At 62.9% G+C, this 20,452-nt stretch carries 19 protein-coding genes; 9 read left to right on the top strand and 10 right to left on the bottom strand.

The features are described from left to right. Positions 1-49 precede the first annotated feature (49 nt). Positions 50-1,243 (top strand): helix-turn-helix domain-containing protein, encoded by a 1,194-nt coding sequence (locus FHW69_RS04660; RefSeq protein WP_183421826.1) that lies wholly within the window; start codon positions 50-52, stop codon positions 1,241-1,243. 247 nt (positions 1,244-1,490) lie between these two features. After that, positions 1,491-3,293 (top strand): sodium:proton antiporter, encoded by a 1,803-nt coding sequence (locus FHW69_RS04655; RefSeq protein WP_183421825.1) that lies wholly within the window; start codon positions 1,491-1,493, stop codon positions 3,291-3,293. Between the two features lie 38 nt (positions 3,294-3,331). Here FHW69_RS04655 and aceA read toward each other — a convergent pair whose 3' ends face one another. Both aceA and aceB read right to left on the bottom strand, forming a co-directional pair. Further along, the gene (gene aceA, locus FHW69_RS04650) at positions 3,332-4,618 is read right to left on the bottom strand and encodes an isocitrate lyase (RefSeq protein ID WP_183421824.1); all 1,287 of its coding nucleotides are present in this window, start codon (positions 4,616-4,618) and stop codon (positions 3,332-3,334) included. Positions 4,619-4,645: 27 nt separating this feature from the next. Continuing rightward, positions 4,646-6,247 (bottom strand): malate synthase A, encoded by a 1,602-nt coding sequence (gene aceB / locus FHW69_RS04645; RefSeq protein WP_183421823.1) that lies wholly within the window; start codon positions 6,245-6,247, stop codon positions 4,646-4,648. A 229-nt stretch (positions 6,248-6,476) separates the two neighbouring features. Here aceB and FHW69_RS04640 point away from each other — a divergent pair, with 229 nt between their 5' ends. Further along, entirely contained in the window at positions 6,477-7,424 is a 948-nt protein-coding gene (locus FHW69_RS04640) for a LysR family transcriptional regulator (RefSeq protein ID WP_343203987.1), read from the top strand. Between the two features lie 107 nt (positions 7,425-7,531). Here the strand turns inward: FHW69_RS04640 and FHW69_RS04635 are convergent, their stop codons facing one another. Continuing rightward, complete coding sequence (locus FHW69_RS04635; protein ID WP_183421821.1) at positions 7,532-7,975, bottom strand: hypothetical protein; 444 nt, start codon at positions 7,973-7,975, stop codon at positions 7,532-7,534. Positions 7,976-8,215: 240 nt separating this feature from the next. Here FHW69_RS04635 and FHW69_RS04630 point away from each other — a divergent pair, with 240 nt between their 5' ends. Continuing rightward, positions 8,216-8,677 carry a hypothetical protein gene (locus FHW69_RS04630; protein ID WP_183421820.1) on the top strand — a complete coding sequence of 154 codons (462 nt, stop codon included), beginning with the start codon at positions 8,216-8,218 and terminating at the stop codon, positions 8,675-8,677. Between the two features lie 31 nt (positions 8,678-8,708). Here the strand turns inward: FHW69_RS04630 and FHW69_RS04625 are convergent, their stop codons facing one another. The 7 genes from FHW69_RS04625 to FHW69_RS04595 are packed head-to-tail and all read right to left on the bottom strand — an operon-like array spanning position 8,709 to position 13,492. Further along, positions 8,709-9,296, bottom strand: coding sequence for a 1-acyl-sn-glycerol-3-phosphate acyltransferase (locus FHW69_RS04625; RefSeq protein ID WP_343203959.1), 588 nt, complete (start codon positions 9,294-9,296; stop codon positions 8,709-8,711). After that, positions 9,293-9,715, bottom strand: a complete 423-nt coding sequence (gene arfB, locus FHW69_RS04620; protein ID WP_183421819.1) for an alternative ribosome rescue aminoacyl-tRNA hydrolase ArfB — start codon at positions 9,713-9,715, stop codon at positions 9,293-9,295. Before arfB ends, FHW69_RS04625 begins: the two co-directional genes overlap by 4 nt. A 13-nt stretch (positions 9,716-9,728) precedes the next feature. Continuing rightward, the gene (locus tag FHW69_RS04615; RefSeq protein ID WP_183421818.1) at positions 9,729-10,451 is read right to left on the bottom strand and encodes a pseudouridine synthase; all 723 of its coding nucleotides are present in this window, start codon (positions 10,449-10,451) and stop codon (positions 9,729-9,731) included. Between the two features lie 7 nt (positions 10,452-10,458). Continuing rightward, positions 10,459-12,108, bottom strand: coding sequence for a ubiquinone biosynthesis regulatory protein kinase UbiB (gene ubiB, locus FHW69_RS04610; protein ID WP_183421817.1), 1,650 nt, complete (start codon positions 12,106-12,108; stop codon positions 10,459-10,461). Next, positions 12,105-12,776, bottom strand: a complete 672-nt coding sequence (locus tag FHW69_RS04605) for an SCP2 sterol-binding domain-containing protein (protein WP_183421816.1) — start codon at positions 12,774-12,776, stop codon at positions 12,105-12,107. The genes ubiB and FHW69_RS04605 overlap by 4 nt, the downstream gene beginning before the upstream one ends. Positions 12,777-12,813: 37 nt before the next feature. Continuing rightward, positions 12,814-13,281, bottom strand: a complete 468-nt coding sequence (locus tag FHW69_RS04600) for a tRNA (cytidine(34)-2'-O)-methyltransferase (protein ID WP_183421815.1) — start codon at positions 13,279-13,281, stop codon at positions 12,814-12,816. Between the two features lie 7 nt (positions 13,282-13,288). Further along, a complete protein-coding gene (locus tag FHW69_RS04595) occupies positions 13,289-13,492 on the bottom strand; it encodes a hypothetical protein (protein ID WP_183421814.1) in 204 nt (67 codons plus the stop codon). 262 nt (positions 13,493-13,754) lie between these two features. On the opposite strand from FHW69_RS04595, the gene FHW69_RS04590 reads away from it, so the two are divergent. The 5 genes from FHW69_RS04590 to FHW69_RS04570 all read left to right on the top strand — a co-directional run bounded on the left by FHW69_RS04590 (position 13,755) and on the right by FHW69_RS04570 (position 20,442). Further along, positions 13,755-16,592, top strand: coding sequence for a pitrilysin family protein (locus FHW69_RS04590; protein ID WP_183421813.1), 2,838 nt, complete (start codon positions 13,755-13,757; stop codon positions 16,590-16,592). A gap of 77 nt (positions 16,593-16,669) precedes the next feature. After that, complete coding sequence (locus tag FHW69_RS04585) at positions 16,670-17,083, top strand: DUF4156 domain-containing protein (RefSeq protein ID WP_183421812.1); 414 nt, start codon at positions 16,670-16,672, stop codon at positions 17,081-17,083. A gap of 75 nt (positions 17,084-17,158) precedes the next feature. Continuing rightward, on the top strand, positions 17,159-17,920 hold the full coding sequence (locus FHW69_RS04580) for an AraC family transcriptional regulator (RefSeq protein ID WP_183421811.1): 762 nt from the start codon (positions 17,159-17,161) through the stop codon (positions 17,918-17,920). Between the two features lie 84 nt (positions 17,921-18,004). Next, positions 18,005-19,855, top strand: a complete 1,851-nt coding sequence (locus tag FHW69_RS04575) for a M3 family metallopeptidase (RefSeq protein ID WP_183421810.1) — start codon at positions 18,005-18,007, stop codon at positions 19,853-19,855. Positions 19,856-19,950: 95 nt separating this feature from the next. Next, on the top strand, positions 19,951-20,442 hold the full coding sequence (locus FHW69_RS04570) for a MarR family transcriptional regulator (RefSeq protein ID WP_183421809.1): 492 nt from the start codon (positions 19,951-19,953) through the stop codon (positions 20,440-20,442). The last annotated feature ends 10 nt before the right edge of the window (positions 20,443-20,452 follow it).

Here is a 20,452-nt window from a genome sequence, read left to right as displayed (position 1 = left end):
CGCCGGGTCCGGCGCTGTCCCTGACTTGCTGCCTGCGGTGACGCGAACGATGGGAAACTCCTTTCAGTCGAAACAGCCTGATCTGACAACGGCGCGTCAGCGCTTTGCGGAAGGTGATTCCTTGCCCGCCCAGCTTCTTCCCGAGCCCGTGCGCAGATCATGGGAGCGCTCACGCTCAGCGGGCGTGCGGCCTTCGGATTCCCCGGTGTTTGGCTACGCGTCGCGCAGCGTTGATGCGGAAATTTTCGAGGGTGAGCGCTACTTCATGCAGAGCGTTCGCGATGAAGTGGAGCAGCTTTGGGGTAGCTTCGGCGGCCCTGAATGGACCATTTTCTGTGTCAATCCGCGTGGTGTGATCGTGCATGCGCGCCACAGTGGTGTTTCGGTGCCTGCCGGTCTGCGCGCCATCCGTAATGGATGCCGGCTTCTGGAGGCGGATGTCGGAACCACGGCGCCGGCATGCGCACTGGCCGAAGGCGCGACGGTCACGGTGCTAGGCAGTCAGCATTACCTTACTGAATTCGAATCCATCTTCTGCCTGTCCACACCATTTCGTGACGTGGATGGCGAGGTGGCCGGCGCGCTGGATATCACGGGCGTCGGCGAGCGCGACATGGATCTTCTGGGCGGCTATTTCCGCCAGGCTGCCTTTGCCATCGAGAACGCGATGTTTGCCCGGCTGCATGGTTGTTACCTCGTGGCCATTCAGCACGACATGCGCTGGCTCAACACGCCACTACAGGGCCTGATCGCCATCAGCGAAGGAGGGCGCCTGCGTGCGGCCAACAGCATCGGTCGCCGTTTGCTGGGTCTGGCCCCGACAGGAAGTGTTGAAGGCGTGACGCTGGCATCCCTCTTCCCGCACGCGTCTCCTGCCCAGCGGCGTCGGCTGCTTCAGTCGGCAAGCATCCCCGGACGTTTGCCGTTGCCTGACCGCTCGCACGTGTTCACTCACGTAATTCGTGGCCCGCTTGCGTCGACCGACCGTCGCAACAGCCTGCGGTGGCGCCCGGCTTTGACCGGAGGGCGCACCGACAGCGTGCGTGAGCACGAGCCCGGGGTGCTGACGGCGCCGCCGCTGCGCGAGCAGGTGAGGGATGCAGTTACCCACGCGCTTGAGGCCAATGGCGGCAATGTTGCGTTGACGGCTCGCCAGCTCGGCATCTCACGCACCACGCTGTACAAGCGGTTGGGCAGGGGCCGCCCGGCTGTCCGGGAACTGCCGACGGAAAAGGGCGAATAGCCTCACGCTTCTGGTGGGTGCTCCCATAGCGCAGGCTCTATTTCTGTACTTGGTAGTTGACGAATAGCCAGGGCGCGCGGATAATCTGTACCGGGCAGTTCTTTAATGTACTGCCCCGCCCGCCCCGGTATCGGATCCCCTCCCTCCCCCGCTTCGATACCGGGGCTCGGCCTTTCTTCACGGCCGCCTGCCTACTATCTTTCCCTTTGCGTCGGCCCGGCCGACACACCTGACAGGGAAATGCCGCATGGGACTTGAACCCGGATTGGTCCTGATCCTGATGCTTGTCGTTGGCTTCGCTTGCCAATGGCTTGCCTGGCGCGTCCGTCTTCCGGCCATTCTCTTTCTGCTGGTGGCAGGCATTGGCCTGGGGCCCGTCAGCGGTGTGCTGATACCCGACAAGCTGATGGGCGATCTGCTCTTCCCGGTGGTGTCGCTTGCCGTGGCGATCATCCTTTTCGAGGGCAGCCTCACGTTGCGGTTCTCCGAGCTGTCAGGCATCGGGAATGCGGTGCGCGGGCTGGTCTCCTACGGCGCTGTACTTGCGCTGCTTTTGCTTGCCGTCGCCGCCCACGTGATCGCGGGGCTCAGTTGGGAGTTATCGTTGCTGTTCGGTGCGCTTACGTGCGTCACCGGCCCGACGGTGATTGCGCCCATGCTCAGAACGGTTCGTCCTAACGCGCGCATCGCCAACGTGCTGCGCTGGGAAGGCATCGTCATCGACCCGATTGGTGCGCTGTTCGCGGTGCTGGTTTACGAGGCCATCGTGTCGCGCCGGGAAGGGCATTCGATACAGGTGTTTCTGGGCACCATCGCCTGTGGCGTGCTTGTCGGGGCCATCGCGGCATTTGTCCTCGGGCGCCTGCTGCGGCGTCAGAGCATTCCGGAATATTTGCAGAACTACGGCACGCTCGCTGCTGTACTCGGTGCGTTCGGAGTGTCCAATTACGTGGCGCACGAGTCCGGCCTGCTCGCCGTCACGATCATGGGCATTGCGCTGGGAAACATGCGTGGCGTCCACGTCGACGACATCATGGACTTCAAGGAACACCTCACCACGCTGCTGGTGTCATCGCTGTTCATCATGCTGGCCGCGCGTCTTGGCTGGCCATTGCCGCCAGGCATCCTGTTTGCCGGTATCGCCATTTTCCTCGTGGCGCAGTTCCTCATCCGCCCCCTTTCCGTAGTGATTTCGAGCGTCGGCAGCGGCCTCACGTGGCGCGAGCGCGCCCTGATTGCATGGGTCGCACCACGCGGCATCGTCGCGGCATCCGTGTCGGCGCTGTTCGCGCTGCGTCTGGAGAAAGCGGGCATGGCCGGAGCCGATCGACTGGTGCCGCTGGTGTTCCTGCTGATTATCGGAACCGTGGTTTTTCAAAGCGCTACCGCCCGCCCCATCGCGCGCTGGCTCGGTGTGGCTGAGCCGGAGCCGCGGGGCGTACTGATTTTTGGTGCCGATGAAGTGGCATTGGAAATCGCCCGCGCGCTGCAACAGGCAGGTGACTTCCGCGTGGTGGTGGCCGACGACGACTGGAACGGCATTCGCCGGGCGCGCATGGATGGCATCACCACCTTCTTCGGCAATCCCGCGTCGCAGGCAGCGGATCGCAAACTCGATCTCACCGGGGTGGGGCATCTGCTGGCGATGTCGACCCACCGCGAACTCAACTCGCTGGTCAGCGTGCATTATCGCGAGACATTTGGCCGGGACAAAGTGTATCGCCTGCGCAATCTCTCGCCGGAAGAAAGCCACGGCAGGGCATCCCTCGCGGGCAGCCTGCTGGCGCCCGCGCTTTTCGCCGAGGACATGACCCACGCGCGCTTCGGCGAATTGCTACATGAGGGCTGGCACATCAAATCCACGCGCCTCACCGAGACATTCGACTGGCCGCACTTCATCGAACAGTACGGTTCTCGAACGGTGCTGCTGTTCGGTGTGGATGACAAGCAGCAGCTGCGTATCGCAGGCGGCATGCATGACCTCGAGCCGCGACCTTCCTGGACCGTGATTGCGCTGGTTCCGCCTTCCGAAAACGACGGCGCGCGCTGAATTCCTTTCAGCACGCGCCGGTGATGCTGCCGCAGAGGTTACGCCGCGGACGCGTGGAACTGTTCTTCTTCGGTTGAACCACTGAGTGCCGACAGCGAACTGAGCGAACCGGCGATCACCTGATTCACCTGGTCGAAGTAGCCGGTGCCTACTTCGCGCTGATGCTTCGCCGCCGTGTAGCCGTACTTCTCGGCAGCGAACTCGGCTTCCTGAAGTTCCACGTAAGCGGCCATCTGGCGTTCCTTGTAGCCGCGCGCCAGCTCGAACATCGAATAGTTCAGCGCATGGAATCCTGCCAGCGTGATGAACTGGAAGGCGTAGCCCATCGCCCCCAGTTCCTTCTGGAAACTGGCAATGGTCTTCTCGTCGAGATTCTTCTTCCAGTTGAAGCTCGGCGAACAGTTGTAAGCCAGCATCTTGCCGGGATACTTGCTGCGAATTGCCTGCGCGAACTGACGGGCCTGTGCCATGTCGGGCGTGGAGGTTTCACACCAGATGAGGTCGGCATACGGCGCATAGGCCAGGCCGCGGCTGATGGCCTGGTCAATGCCCTGCCTGGCTTCGTAGAAGCCCTCCACCGTGCGCTTGCCGGTAAGGAAGGGCTTGTCATGGTCGTCCACATCGGACGTCACCAGGCCTGCGCCCATCGCGTCGGTGCGCGCAACGATGAGTGTCGGCACGCCTGCGACGTCGGCGGCCAGGCGTGCGGCGATCAGCTTTTGTACGGCTTCCTGCGTGGGGACCAGCACCTTGCCGCCCATGTGACCGCACTTCTTGGCGCTTGCCAGCTGATCTTCAAAGTGCACGCCCGCCGCACCGGCCTCGATCATGTGGGCCATCAGCTCGTAGGCATTGAGGACACCACCGAAGCCGGCTTCCGCATCCGCCACAATCGGAACAAGCCAGTCCACACCATCCTTGCCTTCGGCATGATGGATCTGATCGGCGCGCAGCAGCGTCTTGTTGATCTTGCGGACCACGTTGGGCACCGAGTCCACCGGATACAGCGACTGGTCGGGATACATTGTGCCAGCGGTGTTCGCGTCAGCCGCGACCTGCCAGCCCGACAGATAGATCGCCTGGAGGCCGGCTTTCACCTGCTGCATGGCCTGATTACCAGTGAGAGCGCCCAGTGCGTTGACGTAAGGCTGCTCGTGCAGCGAATGCCACAGGCGTTCTGCACCCCGGCGTGCGAGCGAGTGTTCCACCTGCACCGTACCACGCAGGCGGACGACGTCCTCTGCGGTATAGGGCCGCTGTACATTGTTCCAGCGATCATTGTTCTTCCAGTCCAGCGTGATCTGTTCGGGGGTCTGCGTCTTCATGATGAATCTCCGTCAGAGTGGTCGGTATCAGGCCAGCTGGTCGTAGGCGGGCAGGGTGAGGAAATCGCGCAGCTGATCGGCGTGTGTCAGCATGGAAATCAATGAGGCCGCTTGTTCCGCGCGCTGATGGCCGGGATGCTTGCTGTGCTTCAGTCGATAGGCGTGGGCGGCAAGCGCCTGGTCAAAAAGGGCGCCAGTGATCTGCGCGTGGTCGCTGAATTCCACGGGCCCGTGATGCAGCCACTGCCAGATTTGTGCGCGTGCAATTTCAGCGGTCGCCGCGTCTTCCATGAGGTTATGGATAGGTACGCATCCCAACCCGTCGAGCCACGCGGCTGTGTAGCGCAGGCAAACTTCCACCGCGTTGTCGAAGCCTCCACGGGTCACGGTGCCGATGGCCGGGGCAATCAGTTGATCCCGCGTCACACTGACGTCTTCGCGCAATACATGAAGCTGATTGGGTGAAGGCATGTGTTCGTCGAAGATACTGCGGGCGATGGGCACCAGCGCCGGGTGGGCCACCCACGTGCCGTCGTGGCCTGCGGTGACTTCACGCAGCTTGTCGGCGCGAACTTTGGCCATCGCCGCCTCGTTGGCTTCATCGTCGCCACGAATGGGAATCTGTGCAGCCATTCCTCCCATCGCAAAAGCGCCGCGTCGATGGCAGGTGCGAATCAGAAGCTCGGAATATGCCTTCAGGAAGGGCACCGTCATGACGACCTGTCCACGTTCCGGAAGCAGGCGGTCTGCGTGCGCGCGGAAGGTTTTCAGGTAGGAGAAGATGTAGTCCCAGCGGCCGCAGTTCAGTCCGACCACGCGGCGACGCAGCGCGTGCAGGATTTCGTCCATCTGGAAGACGGCGGGCAGCGTCTCGATCAGCACCGTTGCCTTCATGGTGCCGCGGGGGAGGCTGAGCTCCTGCTCGGCGAACGTCATCACGTCTTCCCACAGCGCGGCCTCTTCCATGCTCTGCAACTTGGGCAGGTAGAAGTAGGGGCCCAGGTCGTCGGCGTGCAGGGTCGCGGCGTTGTGAAACGCGAAAAGTCCGAAGTCCAGCAGGGCACCGGCCAGCGTCTCGCCATCGACCGATACGTGGCGCTCGGGGAGATGCCAGCCACGCGGGCGGACCACGAGTACGGCCGGATCAACGCCGACGCGGTAGGTCTTCCCCTCCGGACTGGTGTACTCAATGGACCCGTCAACGGCGTCGCGCAGATTCCGCTGCCCATCCAGCTGATTGGTCCAGGTCGGCGCGCTGGAGTCCTCGAAGTCGGCCATGAATACACGCGCGCCCGAGTTCAGCGCATTGATGATCATCTTGCGCTCGACCGGCCCGGTGATTTCCACGCGACGGTCCTGCAAGGCCTCGGGGATGGGTGCCACCTTCCACTGGCCTTCGCGGATATCCACGGTGTCGGCCCGGAAATCCGGAAGGGCACCGCTGTCCCACGCCGCCTGGCGCGCCTCGCGCTCGCTCAGGAGCTGTCGGCGACGCGTGTCGAAGCGGCGGTGGAGCGCACCAATGAAGGCCAGGGCGGCGGGGCTCAGGATGTCCGCGTAGGTGTCGCGGCCGGTCGGGCGGACGACGATGCCTGCCGTCGGGTCAATCAGATCTCTGGGTACGGCCATGAGCTGCTCTCCGGGAAGTCCTGGATTGCAAGCTAGGCCTGTGCATGCCATGTTGACAAAGCAAATGTTTCAATTGGTTTAATTAACTAAGTTAATGATGGATGTATTTCACTGTTTGGCCTGGGAATTTCCTGTGGTTCGTAAGCTGAATACTCCCGCATCGACGCGCCCCGCACGCTCCGCGCAGCCCCGTATCGCCACGCGGCGGGAGGGCTCGCCCCCCGAAAGCATCGAGCGCTTCTACTACAAGGGAAACCGGCTCAAGCAGTTGCGGGCGTTCGTCTATACCGTGCGGCTTGGCACGCTTACCCGGGCGGCGGAGGCGCTGTATCTGTCCCAGCCCTCCATCAGCCTCCAGTTGAAAGCGCTTGAGCGCGAACTGGGCATGCCCTTGCTTGAGCGCACCCGTCGCCGCATCACACTGACGGATGCGGGCGAGACGCTCTACGACATGGCACGCCCGCTCGTCGAAGGCTGGGAAAACCTGGATAAGGAGTTCCACGCGAAAGCCAGGGGTGCCCAGACCGGCCGACTCACCATTGCCGCCGGCTCATCCACCATCCAGTACCTGCTGCCAGAACTGGTGAAGGCCTACCGCGAACGCTACCCGGACGTACAACTCCAGTTGGCCAACGTCACCGGCAAGGACGGGCTGGCGCTATTGCGGGCCGACGAAGCTGATATCGCTGTGGGATCCATGATTGATGTGCCCAATGACATTGCGTGGGCGCCCTTCCAGCAATACGACCCGATGCTCATCATGCCGCCGGATCATCCGCTGGCGGAACGGGCCGGGCTACGCCTGGAAGACCTTTCACCCTACGGTCTGATTCTTCCGCCCCAGCGACTGACGACCTATCGCCTGGTGGACATGGTGTTCCAGCAACGCCAGGTGCCTTATACCGTTGCCATCGAGGTAGGCGGCTGGGACGTCATCAAGCAGTACGTCGCGATGGGGCTGGGCATTTCCATCGTCACCGGCATCTGCATCACGCCCGCCGACCGCGAGCGCCTCGTGGTGCGCAACATGCGCCAGTACTTTCCTCAACGCAGCTACGGCGTGGTGATGCGCAAGGGAAAATTTCTGAGTCCCGAAGCACGGGCATTCATTGATCTCATCAAGCCGGGCCTGCTGACGCACCGCGATTACGATGAGTCGGGGCATTCGGAGCGTTGAAGCGCAATAGTGCGCTTCGTGCCGCGTGTTGCGGGTGCGCGCGTTGTCGCACACCCGCAGTGACACCCGTGTCGATACTAGCACCGCGATAGATTTTGTATTCGCTATCAGCCTATGCCGTGACTATAGGCGACTTCAAAATCTACAGATCGCGTCCACGAGTTGTAGGTGACAATTCGATACGTACCTGCCCCTACCATCGGCAGGTACGTATTTGTGCCCGTAGCCTGGCTGTCCGCGATCGTCCGCCAGTTGTTGCCGCTCAGTTCCTGAAGCCGGAAATGCACGGCACTACCGGTGACGCGTACATTGACGAATCCCTCGCAACTCGTGCTCCAGCGATACGACTCCATTTCTTCCCGGTTACCCAGCTTGCCGGTGGCTCTGCCGTTATGTATCCGAAACGGGCAGCCGCGTTCTGCGATCGAATGGTTGACCTCGACGCTACGAGGGCTTCTGGTGTCAGGGGTGGTCTGATCTTGTGCGATCGCGCTCATCACGAAGGCGGAAGTCAGAAAGCCAATCAAAAATCTCGAGTGAGTCATCACCATCACATCTCCTGGTGCGCTTTATCGCGCCGCATAAACATAGACAATCCGATTGCCATCCTGGATGGGGATCACACGCGTCAATGGATTCGCTTACGTGTTCTCTTTCAGGATGCCCACGCGTCAGAAATTGGCGGTCATGACAGGCCGGAAAGCGGGCAGCGCTGCGCGGCGTTTTCCGGGTGGAAGGAGGCTCGCGATGTACCAGAGTGGCCAGACAACTCTCTTCGCAGGATGCGCCGCATGGATGTGCCACCGATTCACCGTCCTTCTTATGACTCGTACGGCAAGAAGTACCTTGCGATCGAACCAAGCCTGCGTGGTTACGTCGACAATCCTCTGGAGTTCGCACCAGCGAGAAAGGCGCTTGCGGGTATGCCCGAGTCAACGCGGGAATATTTGAAGGCCGTGGACCTTCATCATATTCGTCCCAAAGATCTCGCACAGGTGATGGGGCGCCTCTTCGACGAAGGCCATCTGTCCAGTCGATCCTCGGGAACGTTCTTTGTCCTTCCCGCCGATGGCAACGAGCCCATTGACGCGGTGGCATTCATGGCTGAGGCGGCTCGCTTCTGGAGCAAGGATTTTTCGCGATATGGGCCCGAGACGGCCAGGGAATATGCGTGCGCTTCCCGCGCGACCACGCAGCTGAAGGAGGTTATTGATTTGCTCCGGTTGCAGCCGCGCATTGACGTATTCGCATGAGACGCAGGCGGATGGCGCCTCTACGTGTAAGTTACGCGCCGCGGTGTTTTCCGCGATACGGCGCGTACATTGACCTTATGGCCGCCATGTCGGCTTCGTCATTGCCTGTGGGATGGAACAGGGCGCCCAGGGTGAATGTCTTGCTGGGATAGTCGAAGAAAATTGGCAGGATGGGCACGCCTGCGCCGCGGGCGATGCGCAGGAAGCCTGACTTCCATGTGGTCACGCGCTTGCGGGTGCCTTCCGGGGCAATACCCAGCCACATGCGGTCCTGCTGATGGAACCGCTCGATCATCTGACCCACCACGTCGGTGGCGGCTTTGCGATCAATGGGCACCATGCCCAGGCGGCGCACGATGGGGCCGAATGGGCCGTTCAATACTTCGCGCTTGATCATCACACCGATGTCGATGCCGACACCGGATTTCATCATCAATCCCCACACTCCATCCCAATACGAGGAATGCGGAGCGCCGATTGCCACGAGCTTGGGCACGTTGGGCAATTCGCCGGCAAGGCGCCAGCCGCTTCGCTCGATGACCCAGCGGCAAAGCCGCATCCAGAGCGAGGGCGGCAGCGAGGGGGCAAGCGGTGGGGGTGCGTCAGGCAGCGCGCTCACTCACGTCCCCAGTCTTTGCTGCGATTGCTCTTGATGGTGCCGCGCTTCTGTTTGCCCACGAGCCGCCGTTCCTTCGATGCGCGGGTAGGTTTGGTCGCCACGCGCTTGCGAGCCACGACGGTGGCTTCGCGGATGATGTCGACGAGACGGTCGCGGGCATCTTCGCGATTGCGGCCCTGATCCCGGAACCGGCGCGCCTGGATGACAAGAATGCCCGCGTCGGTCATGCGTCGGTCGCGGCGTGCCAGCAGGCGTTCGCGAACTGCATCGGACAGCGACGGTGAGGAGGCAACGTCGAAACGCAGCTCCACAGCGCTTTCCGTGCGATTGACATGCTGGCCACCCGGGCCGTCGGCACGCAGGAAGCGCTCGACCAGCTCGTTCTCGGGAATGGCGATGGATGTCGTGACGACTAGCATGATGGCGACGATTCTAGCAGTCGTCAGTCAATGCAGATGTAAGCGCGTCACTCCAGGTAAAGCGGTCCAGCAGGCGATTCCAGGTGTCATCCAGACCGGCCTCGATGGCCAGCGGCTGGCCGGAGACGGGATGCAGGATGTCCAGGCGCAGCGCATGGAGCAACAGCCGGTGCGACGAGAAATGCTGTTTGAACAGGCGATTGTGGTCGCCGCGACCGTGCTGGCTGTCGCCAATCAACGGATGGTGTATGTGGGCGAAGTGCTTGCGAATCTGGCGGAAGCGTCCCGTGCGCGGCTCAGCCAGCACGAGGCTGTAGCGCTGGCGCTCATACCGGCCCAGCGCAATTTCCACTTCGGTGGTGGCCAGCGTGCGGTAGTCGGTGCTCGCTTCGCGTCGTGGGCCTGTGTCGCGCGATCCAGGCAGCGCGTAGTCGATGACCCCTTCACCGGGATCTGGCCAGCCGCGTGCCACTGCCAGATAGCGCTTGCGTACCGTGCGCCCCATGAACTGCTCACCGAGCGCAGCCGCTACTTCTGGCGATCGTGCAATCAGCAGGACACCTGACGTGGCGCGGTCCAGCCGATGGGCCAGATGCACGCGTCCGTCGACCTGTTCGCGGACCATGTCGACGAGAAACGCATCGTCGGGACCCACGAACTTCGACCGGTGCACGGCAAGGTTGGCCGGTTTGTTGACGGCGACGATGTCGTCGTCCTGATAGAGAATTTCCAGCATCGACAGTTCAGCGCGCGCTGCGCGGCCAGCCAGCGAGAAACGCCAGGGCGCCCGCTGCGGCCGTCAGCCCTGCCGGCCAGTGGCCATGGGGCAACAATGTGGCAAACAGAACGGCACATACAAGCAGCGCGCTGCCCAGCATCGAGCAGGCCAGCAGGCGGCGGGTGCGCCGGGCATCGTCGCGGGCGAGCGCAAGCGCTGCCGGATCAGCCACCTGGCGGAACTCACCGCTACCCACGCGACGCAGGGCATCGCGAACCAGCTCGGGTACCTGTGGCGCCATCTGAATCCATTCCGGTGCGCGGCGACGGAACTCGCGCAGTGTGGCGCGGGGGCTGTAGCGTTCGCGGAGAATTCGCTTCAGTACCGGATGCGCCACGGCCCAGATGTCGATTTCCGGGTCGAGCATGCGGCCGACGCCTTCGATGTTCAGAAGGGTTTTCTGCAGCAGGATCAGCTGCGGCTGCAGCGTGAGCTGGAAGCGGCGCGCTGTCTGGAACAGTTTGACGACCAGCTCGGCAATCGAAATCTGTGCCAGCGGTCGCGTGAAGTAGGGTTCGCAGACTGTGCGTACAGCAGCTTCCAGCTCGTCGATGCGCACGGTACCGGGCATCCACCCGGCAGCGACGTGCAATTGGGCGATGCGTGCGTAGTCGCGCTCGAACAGCGCAATGAAATTCTCTGCCAGCCAGTACTGATCGGCCTCGGGAAGCGATCCCATGATGCCGAAGTCCAGCGCGATGAAGCGCGGCTCATCCACGCGCCTGACATCCACCCAGATGTTGCCCGGGTGGGCGTCGGCGTGGAAGAAGTTGTCGCGGAATACCTGTTCGTAGAAGAGCCGCACGCCCTTCGCGGCCAGCCGTTTGCGATCAATGCCTGCGGCTTCGATGGCCGTGACGTCATCGGCGCTGACACCATAGACGCGCTCCAGTGTGAGCACGCGTTCGGTGCTGTAGTCCCAGAAGATTTCCGGCACATACAAGTCGACGCCGCTGGCGAAATTGCGTCGCAGCAGGCTGGCGCTGGCGCCTTCGCGCTGGAGATCCAGCTCGTTAGCCAGCATTTTTTCCACTTCCGCCACGACATCCATCGGGCGAATCTTGTCGGCATTGGGATGCCAGCGTTGAGCGAGCGTGCCCAGCGCATGCAGCAGATCCACATCACGGGCGATGCGCTGGTCGATGCCGGGGCGAAGCACCTTGACCACGACGTCGCGCCCGTCATGCAGCGTGGCTGCATGTACTTGCGCGATGGAGGCGGAGGCCAGGGCGTTCTCGTCGAACTGCGCGAACAGCGTGCTTACCGGTGCGCGCAGCTGACTTTCCACAATGGCGCGCGCTTCGGCACCCGGAAAGGGCGGAACCTGGTCCTGCAACAGGGCAAGCTCGTCCGCGACGTCGGCGGGCACAAGGTCGCGTCGCGTGGACAGAACCTGGCCGGCCTTCACGAAAATGGGCCCCAACTCGTTCAGTGCCAAGCGCAGGCGGGCGCCGCGCGGCATGGTGCGCACCTCGGCCGTTGGCTTGGGCAGGAATACCCGCACAATTTTCAGCGGGCGGAACAGGTGTGCACCGTCGACCAGGTCGTCCAACTGGTAGCGCAGAAGAATGGCAGCGACGCGCAGAAGGCGCGGCGCCAGGCGCAGAGGCGTCATGCGCGATGTCCCTTGAGAGTACGTTCCAGGCGCGCGAGGCGCGCTTCGAGGCGTTCGGTGCGTTCGCGGGCGGCGTCCACGCCGTCGAGGTAGCCGTCCATTTCACCGGGGGCCACGGCAACGCGGCCTTCGTCGCGCAACCAGTCGGCGCCGTCTTCGGTCAGGTGAGTGGCCGTCGTGCGTGCGTGGGCGAGCGCTTCACGAAGAGCGCGGGCCAGCGGCACGCCGATCACATCGCCAAAGCGTTGCGAAAAAGCCTCTTCCACGTCCGGCGCGTACTGACGAGCCAGTCGTTCCAGACGACGGGCCAGTTCGGCGTCACCGGCAATGTCCACGGAGCCGGGGGCCACGCCGTCATCGTCCCGGCGCAGTGCCATGGCCAGAAGGCTTCCTGGCGACGCGGCGACGCGCAAGTTGCTGCCATCTTCTTCAGCCGGGCCCACGCGCAGACGGCCTTTCTCCACGCTGATGCGGAGCGCGAGTTCGGGGCCTCGCAGATGAATCTGGATGCTGCGGCCGTCCAGCGCGTCGAGGCGCTGGCGGGTTTCGACGTCAAGATCGACGGCGCGGTTCAGTACCGATTCGAGCGCGCGCCCGGCCAGGACGCGCAGCGGTCGGGGTAGAAACCGCGAGGGGCCGGCATCGGCCGTGGGGCGTGAAGGAGTCATCGCCCGATTGTAGCGTGGGCGCCCGTTTTCATGGTCGTCAGGACGCCGCACCTTCAAAGCCGAATTGCCGCCAGGCTTCAAAGACGGCGATAGCGACAGTGTTGGACAGGTTCAGGCTGCGGCTGCCCGGACGCATGGGGAGCCTCAGGCGCTGATCTTCCGGCAGCGCGTCCAGTACAGCATCGGGCAGGCCTGCGGTCTCGCAGCCGAAGAGCAGGGCGTCACCGCGAACGAACCGGGCATTGGTGAGGCCGACGCGGCCTCGCGTGGAGAAGGCAAACACCCGTGGCTGGTCCAGCGCGGCGAGGCAGGTATCCAGGTCGTCGTGTACGGCCAGTGTGGCGTACTCGTGGTAATCGAGGCCGGCACGGCGCAGGCGCGCATCATCCAGCTCGAAACCGAGTGGTCGTATCAGATGCAGCGCTGCGCCGGTATTGGCGCACAGGCGAATGACATTGCCCGTGTTGGGCGGAATTTCGGGACGGAAGAGGATGACGTTGAGCATCCCCGCATTATGAGCGTACCCGCGGGCAGATGACGCCATCGGGAAGTACGGCGCAGCCACCCTTGGCGAAACCGACCGCGGCACCGGTGCTGCCATGGCTGGCAAGCTGAATGGCGGTGTAGGGCGAAACCAGCATGTTGCCGAGGATCAGCCCGCAAACCAGCAGCGAGGCGACAAGCAGGCCGCGAAGCATCAGCAGTTCGTATTTCATGACCATATCCGTATCTCCAGAAAGTGAGGTTGTCGGTTCCGACAGGGCTAGTAAGGCAAACGCCATGCCACAAAACCACGCACTGCAATAAGCTGATTTACATGATGTTTGTCAGGTGATGCCCCGTTGGTGCGGCGTCCGCGGACACCGGACGCGGTCACCCGGACACTTGCCGCTTTCTGCCCATGGGCAATTGCTTCGTGTGAGTGAGGCGGGCTAGCCTCAGGGGAGTGCCGCCATCAGGGCCGGTAAGGAAACCCGCATGAAAAAAACCATCGTGTTGCTTGCCGCGAGTCTCGTGGCCTTCACTGGCTTGTCCGTGGCGTGGGCGGCTCCGTCCGCGCAGGTCGTTCCCGACATCCCTTTCTCGCGCTTCACCCTCCCCAACGGATTGACGGTAGTGGTGCATGAGGACCACAAGGCGCCCGTGGTCGCCGTCAGCGTCTGGTATCACGTGGGCTCGGCCGACGAGCCGAAGGGCAAGACAGGCTTCGCTCACCTGTTTGAACACCTGATGTTTTCCGGCTCGGAGAACCACAAGGGCACGTTCTTCCAGCCATTCGAGCTGGCGGGCGCTACCGACTTGAACGGCACCACGTCCTACGACCGCACGAACTACTTTGAAACGGTGCCGACCACGGCGCTGGACATGGCGTTGTGGATGGAATCGGATCGCATGGGCCATCTGCTCGGCGCCATCGGCCAGAAGGAACTGGATACTCAGCGCGGCGTTGTCCAGAACGAAAAGCGCCAGCGCGAAAACGTGCCGTATGGCCGCACGGTCGAGAACATCCTGCTCAACACCTTCCCTGCGAATCACCCGTACCACCACACGGTGATCGGCTCGATGGCGGACCTGGACGCCGCCTCGCTGGCTGACGTGAAGGGCTGGTTCCACGACTACTACGGCGCGGCCAACACCACACTGGTGCTCGCGGGCGACATCACGGTGGCCCAGGCGCGCGCCAAGGTCGAAAAGTACTTCGGCGACATCCCGTCGGGGCCGCCGGTGCCCCGCCAGCAGCCGTGGACCACCCCGCTGACCACCTCAACCCGGGGTGTTCAGCACGATCAGGTCGCGCAAACGCGTATCGAGCGCACGTGGGTCATCCCCGGTGCAGGAACGGACGACAGCGTGCAGCTTGATCTGGCCTCCACCGTGCTGGGTGGCGGCAAGACCTCACGCCTGTATCAGCGTTTGGTCTACCAGGACCAGCTGGCTGACGACGTGTCGGTCAGCATTGCTCCCTACGCCCTGGCCGGTCAGTTCGATCTGACGGTGGACGTCAAGGAAGGTGTGGATCCAAAGAAGGTCGAGGCAGTTGTCGCTGAAGAATGGAAGCGCTTCCTTGCCGATGGCCCGACGGCCGACGAGCTGGAGCGCGCGAAGGTGACCAACCGTGCAGGTTTCGTGCGCGGGTTGGAGAAGGTGGGCGACAAGGCGTCGTTGCTCGCCAGCGGTCAGGTGTACCGGAATGATCCGTCCGCCTACAAGAAGGATATTCAGCGCTCTGACGATGCCACCATCGCGACGGTACTGGCGGCTTCGCGCAAATGGCTGACGAAGGGTGATTACACGCTGACGATTCTGCCGGCCAGTGAGGGTTTTGATCCGGTCGCAGAAGACAAGGCGGTCAAGGGTCTTGGTGTGGCACCGGACAGGCCCGCGCCGATTCGTCCGGCGGCTCAGGCCTACACGGTGACGCCGAGCCAGGTGGATCGCTCGAAGGGCCTGCCTACCGTCGATTCGTTCCCGTCGCTGACCTTCCCGGCGCTACAGCGCGGCAAGCTGAAGAACGGTATCGAAGTTGTGCTGGCAGAGCGTCACACCGTGCCGGTCACCCAGATCAAGCTGCTGTTCGATGGGGGTTATGCGGCAGATGAGGGCCGCAAACCCGGCACCGCGAGCTTCACTGCCGCGATGATGAACGAAAGCACCACCAGTCTCGACTCGGTGGAAATCACCCGCCAGAAAGAGCGCCTGGGCGCGATTATCAGCGCGTATTGCTCGCTGGATACCTGCTCGGCCGGCCTCAACGCGTTGAATGCGGACTTCAAGCCGTCGCTCCAGCTGTTTGCCGACGTGGTCCGCCACCCGGCCTTCAAGGCTGACGACATCGAACGCGTTCGCCGGCTGTGGGTGGCGGGCATTGCCCAGGAAAAAACCGAGCCTACGACGCTCGCCCTCCGTGCGCTGCCGCCGCTGCTTTATGGCAAAGATCATGCGTATGGCATTCCGCTCACCGGATCGGGCAACGAAGAGGCCATCCGCTCGCTCACGGTGGCAGATCTGAAGGCGTTCCAGACCGATATCCTGCGTCCCGACAACGCCCGCATTCTGGTCGCGGGCGATACGACGCTCGCGCAGATCCTGCCGGAACTGGAAGCGGCCTTCGGTGACTGGAAGGCACCCGCTTCGCCCATCCCGGCACGCAACATCGGCAAGGTAGCCGTACAGCCGAAGCCGCGTGTGTTTCTCATCAACCGCACGGATGCCCAGCAGTCCCTGATTCTGGCCGGCTTCCTGGCGCCCTCCACCGAAGCGAAGGATGCGCTGGCGCTGGGTCTTGCCAATGATGCGTTCGGTGGTTCGTTCACGTCGCGGCTGAACATGAATCTTCGTGAGGAAAAACGTTGGGCGTATGGCGCCAACAGCTTCCTGATCGACGCGAAGGGTCAGCGTCCGATGCTGCTCTACGCACCGGTGCAGACCGACAAGACTGCCGATTCGGCGGCAGAAATTCTCAAGGAAGTGCAGGGCGTTGTAGGCAATCGTCCGCTCACCGAGGATGAAATCAGCAAGGTGCGTGCGCAAAGCGTTCGCGCCTTGCCCGGCAGCTACGAGACTATCAGCGAAGTGCTTTCCTCGATGGGTGGCATCGTCGTGTACGGCCGCCCGGATGACTACGTGCAGACCCTTGTGCCGCAGATTGAAGCCGTGCACCAGAAGAGCGCGCAATCGGCACTGGCCGGCGTGGTTTCCCCCAGTGCGTTGACCTGGGTGATCGTGGGTGACCTGCGCAAGATCGAAGCCCCTGTACGTGCGTTGAAGCTGGGTGACGTGCAGATCATCGACGCTGACGGGAAGCCCGTGCATTAACGGACACGATGGCGCGGCCCTCATGGGGCCGCGCCATCGGCTACGATAGCGGCGTCCGCACGTTCATGGAGCCTTACATGCGCAAGATCCTCGTCCTTTTCGTTCCCGTTGTCCTGTCCGCCTGCACGTGGGGCATCAAGCTCGACGATGACGCCAGGAGCGTTCGCACCGCATGGAATGGCGATGTTTCCAGTTGCCAGGAATTGGGCAAGGTCACCGTTCAGGTCATGAATCGCGTGGGTCCGGTGGACCGCAACGACCTCAAGGTGCGCGACGAGCTGGAAGTGCTGGCCCGCAACGAAGCGGCCAAGATGCACGCCGACACCATCAAGCCGCTGTCCGAACCCTCCGAAGGCTCGCAGCCCTGGGGCGCGTATACCTGTGGTGCCCGTGGCCCGGCTCCGGGTCGCAGCAACGCTCCTGCACCGACCCCGCCGCCGTCGGGCGCTGCACCGCAGGGTGGTTTCGAGACCGTTCCGCTCAAGAACTGAGTCGGGTGTAGTCTGGCACCCGGTCAGCTCCGGGGTTCAGGCCCCGGAGACGTATTGTGTCGGCGGGGGCGGACGATGGGCGGAATCAGTCAATTGCATGTGTCGGGCTACGCGCCGCGTTCCATCATGGATGCGCACGAGCACGATGAGGCGTGGCTTTGTCTGGTCCTGGAAGGAAGCTACGAAGAGCGCATCCGTTCCCGTACGCACGAGCACCGTGCCGGTGATCTTCTGTATTGCCCGGAATTGACCACGCATCAGCAGAGCTTCGGTGACGACGGTGCGCGCAAGGTGCTGTTCGCCCCGGACGACAGCCTGCAAGACGTGTTGTCAGAGGGCGGCGTGCGCCTTGCCGATGCACCCTTCGTGCGAGGCTCCCGCCCTTTGCTGGCCCTGGGCCATCGTCTGGCCACCGAACTCGAACTGGCCGATCCCTTCTCGCAGATGGCGGCGCAGGGCATCGCGCTGGAACTCATTGCCACATGGGCCCGGGCGCGACGCGAGGCCCGCCGTGAACCGCCTGTGTGGTTGCGCCGGTTGCGCGACGTGCTGCACGAAGATCCTTCCGCTGCGCTGTCGCAGGAAGCATGGGCTGCGGTGGCCGGGCGGCACCCGGTCCACGTGTCCCGCGCATTCCGCGCGGCATATGGCGTGCCTATGGGTGAATACGTGCGCCAGCTTCGCGTGGAGAGCGCCGCGCGCCTGCTGCGCGAGACGCGTCAGTCGGTGCTGGATATTGCACTGGGCTGTGGATTCACCGGGGCGGCGCAATTTTCGCGCTCGTTCCGCGCCGTGATGGGATGTTCGCCGTCGCAATTCCGGGCATCGTCGCGCTAGACGGACGCAAACACGCTAACCGGTGCAAAGCCTCGCGCGTGCAGATCGCGCAGCATAGAGCGCTATCCACAGGGAGCGGCGCATATGCGTTTGATCGGGAAACTCGCGTTGGCTGGCGCGCTTGCGGCCGCCATGACCACGGCCATCGCGCAAGACGTGCACATCGACCAGACGGCGTACTTCGCCAGCCCGGCTGCTGAAGCCACGGATCGTGCCGCGCTCATCGCGAAGATGACGGGTGAGGCCATGCCACAGGCGCCTTCGCCGCGCGAACTGCTTGATGCACTGCACGGGGTGGAATCGCTTCTGGCTGCCTCGCAGCGCCATGTCGCCTGGCTGCACCTGCGCTCTGCACTGGACATCGACGACCACGCCACCGCCGACGCGCTGTCGTCGGTCAGCAGCGCCCAGAGCCAACTGGTCGACAAGGTGCTCGCTTGGCTGCGCGCACTTGGCAAGCCCGGATTTGATGCCGCCGCACAGCGCGAGCCGGCACTCAGGGGGTACGCATACCTGCTGGATCGCGCTGTCCGCGGTTTGCCACATGAGCTTCCAGCGGCCGAACAAAAGGTGCTCGATGAGGTTGGAGACACGGCATCAGACGCCCTGTGGAGCACGTATCAGAAGACCCGGCGCAGCGCCCAATTCGGAAAGATCACCACGGCGGCAGGCGAGAGGGACATTGGAAAGGACGCCGACGCGCTGGCTGCTGATCCCGACCGGGCCGTTCGCGAAAAGGCATGGACGGGCCGCTGGGACGCCTATGCGCGACAGGGTGATATTTACGCCAGCCTGCTTCTGGGCGTGGTGCGGTTGAACGATCAGTCTGCGCGGCTGCGTCATTTTCCGGATGCACCCTCTGCTGCCTATTTCGGCCGACGCTTCAATCGCGCTGACGTAGATGCTGCGACGCACGCTCTCGAAGCACGCGCCGACGCATGGCAGGACTACCAGCGCCTTCGCGCATCGCACGCCGCGAAGATGATGGGCGTGGCGCAGGCGCACTCGTGGGATATGGACTTGCCTCACGGCGCTACGCCGCCGAAGTTCACCTACGACACCATGCGCACATCCATCCTTCATGCGCTGCGTCCCCTGGGCCCGTCCTACGTGGCGAGCTTCGCGTCGCTGCTTGATCCGACGGCGCACCGCACGGATCTGGCCAAAAATGTCGGCAATCGCGTCAGCGACAACTTTTCCATTGCTGCACCCGGCGTGCCGTCCGGTCTGTTCGTGTCGACCTATAGTGGAAGCGTGCGTAACACCAGTGTTGTAGCCCACGAGGGTGGCCACGCCATTCACTCGCAATGGATGAACGATCACGGCGTGTCGCCATTCTTCAATCACGGCCCTTCCTGGATGCACGAAGGTTTCGCCATCCTCAACGAGATGCTGTTCTACGAAGACCTCTATCAGTCCACCCGCGATCCTGCGCTGCGCGCGTTCTATCTGGAAACCCAGCTCGAAGAGATGACTTTCGAGATTTACGGCTCGGCGGAAGAGGGCGAACTGGAGCAGTCCATCTACGACGGCGTGGTCGCCGGCAAGATCAGCAACGCCGCCGATCTGGACGCACTGACCCTCGCCACAACACGCCGCTTTGAAATCTGGCCCGACCGCGATCCGCAGCTGGCTCATGTGTGGATGACCAAGCGGCTGATGTACCAGGACCCGCTATACCTGGTGAATTACCTCTACGCGGGGCTGCTGGCCACCAGCCTGTTCGACAGCGCGGTACGCGACCCGAAGGAATTCGCTTCCCGCTACGACCGTCTGCTGGCTGGCGGCTTCGATGCGCCACCCGAGAATGTGCTGGCCCGGTTCTACGGCAAGCCGGTGAAACCGGTGGATTTCGTGGACGCCGACGTCGCCGTGATCCGCGCCAAGACGAAAGAACTTGCGGCTCTCTATCGGCAAATTGAGGAAAAACAATAAGATATAAAGTCATGGCGGGCTTGAAAGTTATCCATATATTGATAATTCAGAACTGAACTATATACTGGTCGTGTAATTCATCCGGACACCGTCCCATGGCCAGTTTTGCCCCGACCGAACAACGCCTGGATGTCACCCTGGGCAAATACCCCGCCTTTCCGCGTCAGCCGGCGGCGCTCGTGCGTCTGGTCAAGCATCTGTACAAACAGATTCACGACGAAGCCAATGCGATGCTGCGCCCCTACGGGCTCAACCATCCTGAGTACAACATCCTGATGATGATGTACGGCACGCCGGACACCGCCATGAATCCGTCCCAGCTGACTGAGGCGGCGGGGGAGAAATCGGCCAACGTCACCCGGCTGACCAACGAGCTGTGCCAGAAGGGGCTGATTGCACGCACTGGCAGCGACGGCGACCGCCGCAAGGTCACGTTGACGTTGACTCCGGCCGCCATTGCGCTGATCGAGAGCTTCCTTCCCGATATCACGGCTTTGTTGAAGCGACAGACCGGTCACCTCGACAGCACCGAGCAGGCCGATCTGGAGCGTCTGCTGAAGAAAATGGTGGAGGGCTTCCCGGCCTGATAGCCGGCGA

It is taken from the genome of Luteibacter sp. Sphag1AF, assembly GCF_014192715.1.
Lineage (GTDB): Bacteria > Pseudomonadota > Gammaproteobacteria > Xanthomonadales > Rhodanobacteraceae > Luteibacter.
This window is presented reverse-complemented; position numbering and strand designations above follow the sequence as displayed.

Coding starts and splice junctions, on each gene's coding strand:
- FHW69_RS04595 (WP_183421814.1), bottom strand. CDS start 13,492: ATGAAATACGAACTGCTGATGCTTCGCGGCCTGCTTGTCGCCTCGCTG.
- FHW69_RS04580 (WP_183421811.1), top strand. CDS start 17,159: ATGGGCGGAATCAGTCAATTGCATGTGTCGGGCTACGCGCCGCGTTCC.
- FHW69_RS04600 (WP_183421815.1), bottom strand. CDS start 13,281: ATGCTCAACGTCATCCTCTTCCGTCCCGAAATTCCGCCCAACACGGGC.
- FHW69_RS04590 (WP_183421813.1), top strand. CDS start 13,755: ATGAAAAAAACCATCGTGTTGCTTGCCGCGAGTCTCGTGGCCTTCACT.
- FHW69_RS04615 (WP_183421818.1), bottom strand. CDS start 10,451: ATGCTGGAAATTCTCTATCAGGACGACGACATCGTCGCCGTCAACAAA.
- arfB (WP_183421819.1), bottom strand. CDS start 9,715: ATGCTAGTCGTCACGACATCCATCGCCATTCCCGAGAACGAGCTGGTC.
- FHW69_RS04585 (WP_183421812.1), top strand. CDS start 16,670: ATGCGCAAGATCCTCGTCCTTTTCGTTCCCGTTGTCCTGTCCGCCTGC.
- FHW69_RS04570 (WP_183421809.1), top strand. CDS start 19,951: ATGGCCAGTTTTGCCCCGACCGAACAACGCCTGGATGTCACCCTGGGC.
- FHW69_RS04635 (WP_183421821.1), bottom strand. CDS start 7,975: ATGGTGATGACTCACTCGAGATTTTTGATTGGCTTTCTGACTTCCGCC.
- aceA (WP_183421824.1), bottom strand. CDS start 4,618: ATGAAGACGCAGACCCCCGAACAGATCACGCTGGACTGGAAGAACAAT.
- FHW69_RS04630 (WP_183421820.1), top strand. CDS start 8,216: ATGGATGTGCCACCGATTCACCGTCCTTCTTATGACTCGTACGGCAAG.
- FHW69_RS04655 (WP_183421825.1), top strand. CDS start 1,491: ATGGGACTTGAACCCGGATTGGTCCTGATCCTGATGCTTGTCGTTGGC.
- FHW69_RS04605 (WP_183421816.1), bottom strand. CDS start 12,776: ATGACTCCTTCACGCCCCACGGCCGATGCCGGCCCCTCGCGGTTTCTA.
- FHW69_RS04575 (WP_183421810.1), top strand. CDS start 18,005: ATGCGTTTGATCGGGAAACTCGCGTTGGCTGGCGCGCTTGCGGCCGCC.
- aceB (WP_183421823.1), bottom strand. CDS start 6,247: ATGGCCGTACCCAGAGATCTGATTGACCCGACGGCAGGCATCGTCGTC.
- ubiB (WP_183421817.1), bottom strand. CDS start 12,108: ATGACGCCTCTGCGCCTGGCGCCGCGCCTTCTGCGCGTCGCTGCCATT.
- FHW69_RS04660 (WP_183421826.1), top strand. CDS start 50: ATGGGAAACTCCTTTCAGTCGAAACAGCCTGATCTGACAACGGCGCGT.